The sequence below is a fragment of the Xanthovirga aplysinae genome (assembly GCF_009711365.1).
Taxonomy (GTDB): domain Bacteria; phylum Bacteroidota; class Bacteroidia; order Cytophagales; family Cyclobacteriaceae; genus Xanthovirga; species Xanthovirga aplysinae.
In genome coordinates, this window is sequence record NZ_SMMB01000699.1 from 1 (window position 1) to 3348 (window position 3348).

The 3348-nt window shown below is 38.0% G+C and carries 3 protein-coding genes; 2 read left to right on the top strand and 1 reads right to left on the bottom strand.

Annotation, left to right across the window (positions count from 1 at the left end):
• Both E1171_RS04325 and E1171_RS04330 read left to right on the top strand, forming a co-directional pair.
• Positions 1–1507 (top strand): long-chain-fatty-acid--CoA ligase (locus E1171_RS04325; protein ID WP_155204455.1); only part of this gene is annotated, 1507 nt, incomplete at its 5' end.
• Positions 1508–1561: 54 nt separating this feature from the next.
• Complete coding sequence (locus E1171_RS04330) at positions 1562–3016, top strand: aldehyde dehydrogenase family protein (protein ID WP_155204457.1); 1455 nt, start codon at positions 1562–1564, stop codon at positions 3014–3016.
• Positions 3017–3209: 193 nt separating this feature from the next.
• Here E1171_RS04330 and E1171_RS24905 read toward each other — a convergent pair whose 3' ends face one another.
• Positions 3210–3347, bottom strand: a complete 138-nt coding sequence (locus E1171_RS24905; protein WP_425509604.1) for a pinensin family lanthipeptide — start codon at positions 3345–3347, stop codon at positions 3210–3212.
• Position 3348: the final 1 nt, after the last annotated feature.

The following is a 3348-nucleotide window of genomic DNA, read 5'->3' on the forward strand; positions in this document are numbered from 1 at the left end:
AACCGCCTTTATTTTTAATGGCGCTTCATATACCTACTCTCAAATCAATGCAGCTGCTAATCAAGTAGCCAAAGGACTAGCTAATGAAGGAATTCAAAAAGGGGATAAGGTTGCACTCAGTTGTTTAAACTTACCCTATTTTCCCATCATTTATTTTGGAATACTGAAAGCGGGAGGAGTAGTTGTCCCCCTCAACGTATTATTAAAGAAAAATGAAATCATTTACCATCTACAAGATTGTGATGCTAAGGCTTATTTTTGCTTTGAAGGCACCCCGGAATTACCCATGGGAGAAGAAGGTTTCCAAGCCTTTGAATCAGTTAAAAGTTGCGAACATTTTTTTACCATTACCGCTGATCCAAAAGCCACCTCTCCTTTCAAAAACACATTGACCTTGGGACAATTAATGCATGGCAATTCTCCCCAATTTGAATCTACAGTAACCCAACCGGAGGATACAGCAGTCATTTTATACACTTCAGGAACCACAGGACAACCAAAAGGAGCAGAATTAACGCATTTTAACATGTTTCAAAATGCTCAATGCACTGTTCCCCTGTTGGATTACCAAGAAGATGATATTTACCTGATCGTTTTGCCATTATTTCATTCTTTTGGGCAAACCGTACAAATGAATGCTGGAATTCTAAAAGGAATAACCCAAGTTTTACTACCTCGTTTTGAGCCTTCCACTGCTTTTAATTTGTTACAGAAGGAAAAAGTAAGTGTATTTTGTGGAGTTCCCACCATGTATTGGGGTCTACTAAATTTTCCAAACACTGAAAAATTTGATCTTCAAGCTATAGCCGATAACTTACGGATCTGTGTATCAGGAGGGGCTTCCATGCCTGTTCAACTTTTAAAGGACTTTCAAAGTCAATTTAATGTTCCTATATTGGAAGGATATGGTTTATCGGAGACTTCACCGGTAGCTTGCTTCAACCATCTTGATAGAGTCCGAAAACCAGGGTCTATTGGAACGCCACTTTGGGGAGTTCAGATGAAAATAGTAAATAAAAACATGGAGGAAGTACCTGTAGGAGAAGCCGGAGAAATCATCATTAGAGGGCACAATGTGATGAAAGGATACTATAAACGGCCCGATGCCAATAAACAAGTATTTGAAGGAAATTGGTTTCATACCGGTGATGTTGGAAAAATGGATGATGAGGGTTTTTTCTACATTGTGGACCGAACCAAAGACATGATCATCCGAGGCGGATATAATGTCTACCCAAGAGAAATTGAGGAAGCACTGATTCAACATGAAGCCGTATCTCTGGCGGCAGTGATCGGTATTCCTCATGACACGCATGGAGAAGAAATTAAAGCCTATGTTATTTTAAAAGAAGGAGCCAATACCGATGTAGAAGAATTGATACATTGGACAAAAGAACGTATAGCCTCTTACAAATATCCAAGAATTATAGAAATTGTAGATAGTTTACCTATGACAGCCACTGGAAAAATTCTTAAAAAGGAATTAAGAAAAATGGTGGTTTCTTAGTAAAAGAAATTTAGAAAGCTCTAACTCTTGATAAAAATATTAACCTCAACAAAGATGGACAACTCTGTAAAAGATAAAACCCAAGTACAAATAAAAAATGAAAGCGTCTCTGATATTGATCGTGTATTTCAAATTCAGAAAAGCAAAATGTATCACCCGCCTTCATTTAGCCTTAAAGAAAGAAAAGATAGGCTAAAAAGATTACATCAAGCCGTACTTCACTACCAAAAAGACATCCAAGAGGCCTTGTACCTAGACTTTCAGAAAAACCCTGGGGAGACAGATCTTTCGGAGATACTGGCCATTACTTCAGAAATAAAGCACTCGCTCAGGCATCTAAAAAAATGGATGAAACCCAAAAGAGTGAGTACACCTCTTTCTTTGTTCGGTTCAGTTAGCCATATCCGGCAGGAACCAAAAGGGGTCGTTCTCATTATTTCACCATGGAACTTCCCTTTTAACCTTACTTTTGGACCCTTGGTATCTGCCTTAGCTGGTGGAAACCGTGTCATTTTAAAACCATCAGAAATGACTCCGCATAGCTCCTCCTTAATAAAAAGGATTGTAAAGAATACATTTACAGAGGAGGAAGTAGCTGTTTTTGAAGGAGATCATACAGTTGCTCAAGCCCTTTTGGAAAAGCCTTTTGATCACATCTTTTTTACAGGAAGTCCTCAAGTGGGTAAAATTGTTATGGGTGCAGCAGCCAAAAACCTTAGCTCCGTGACTTTAGAATTGGGTGGAAAATCGCCTGTAATTATTGATCACTCTGCAGATATAAAAGAGGCAGCTCAAAAAATATGTTGGGGAAAATTCATTAATAACGGACAAACCTGCATTGCCCCGGATTACATATTGGTTCATGAAAGCAAGAAAGAAGAATTCATTGAAAACATGAGGATCTTCATTGAGAAGGCCTATGGTGAAGAAACCGACATTATCTCCTCAAATGATTATGCTAGAATTGTCAACCAAAATCATTTTACAAGAATCAACCATTTGTTAGAAGAAGCCATAGAAAAAGGGGCAAAAGTGCGCTTTGGAGGTATTACAAAATCCAGCGAACGATTTATATCCCCTACCCTTCTGGATAATGTAGATCTTAATTCCAAAGTGATGCAGGAGGAAATATTTGGACCTGTACTCCCAATTATAAGCTATTCTGATCTCGAAGAGGCCCTTCACCTGATTCAAAAAAAGGAAAAACCTTTGGCCCTCTATGTGTACAGTAAAAATCGCAGAAACATTAGGGATATTTTGCAAAACACCTCAGCAGGAGGTTCCTGCGTAAATGACAATGTACTTCATTTCTTTCAACTCAACCTTCCATTTGGAGGGGTGAATAACAGTGGAATTGGGAAGGCCCATGGGTTTCATGGCTTTCAGGCCTTTTCAAATGAAAGAGGGGTACTTCGACAGCCTACTAAATTTAGTGCTGCAAAACTTATGTTTCCACCCTATACCAAAACTGTCCGTAAATTAATTGAATTAACGATTAAGTGGCTTTAATTTAGCTCAAGAAAAAATAACGTCAATCTCAATAAAACTTTTAAGGAGGAAGTACCTTCCAAAATTAAGGGTATGGTATTTAAAAGGTTATAACCTATAAAGAATTAACTTTATACAAACCAATAACTAAAGTGATATTGATTTTTGGATAAAAATGCCCCTATGAGAAGTAGGGGCATTTAAAAGATATATATTATCCACCACATTCTGTTCCTGGCCACCATGTACGATGATAAGGACATTCAGGAAAAGCCGTAGGTATAGGACCTCCCCCCTTTGCGGTATTAGCCTTATTCTCTTCTAAATTGGTAGTAAAACTTTTTACTTTGATT

What these genes read in the sequence shown, in the direction of transcription:
- E1171_RS04330 (WP_155204457.1), top strand. Translation starts at nt 1,562, where the DNA reads ATGGACAACTCTGTAAAAGATAAAACCCAAGTACAAATAAAAAATGAA.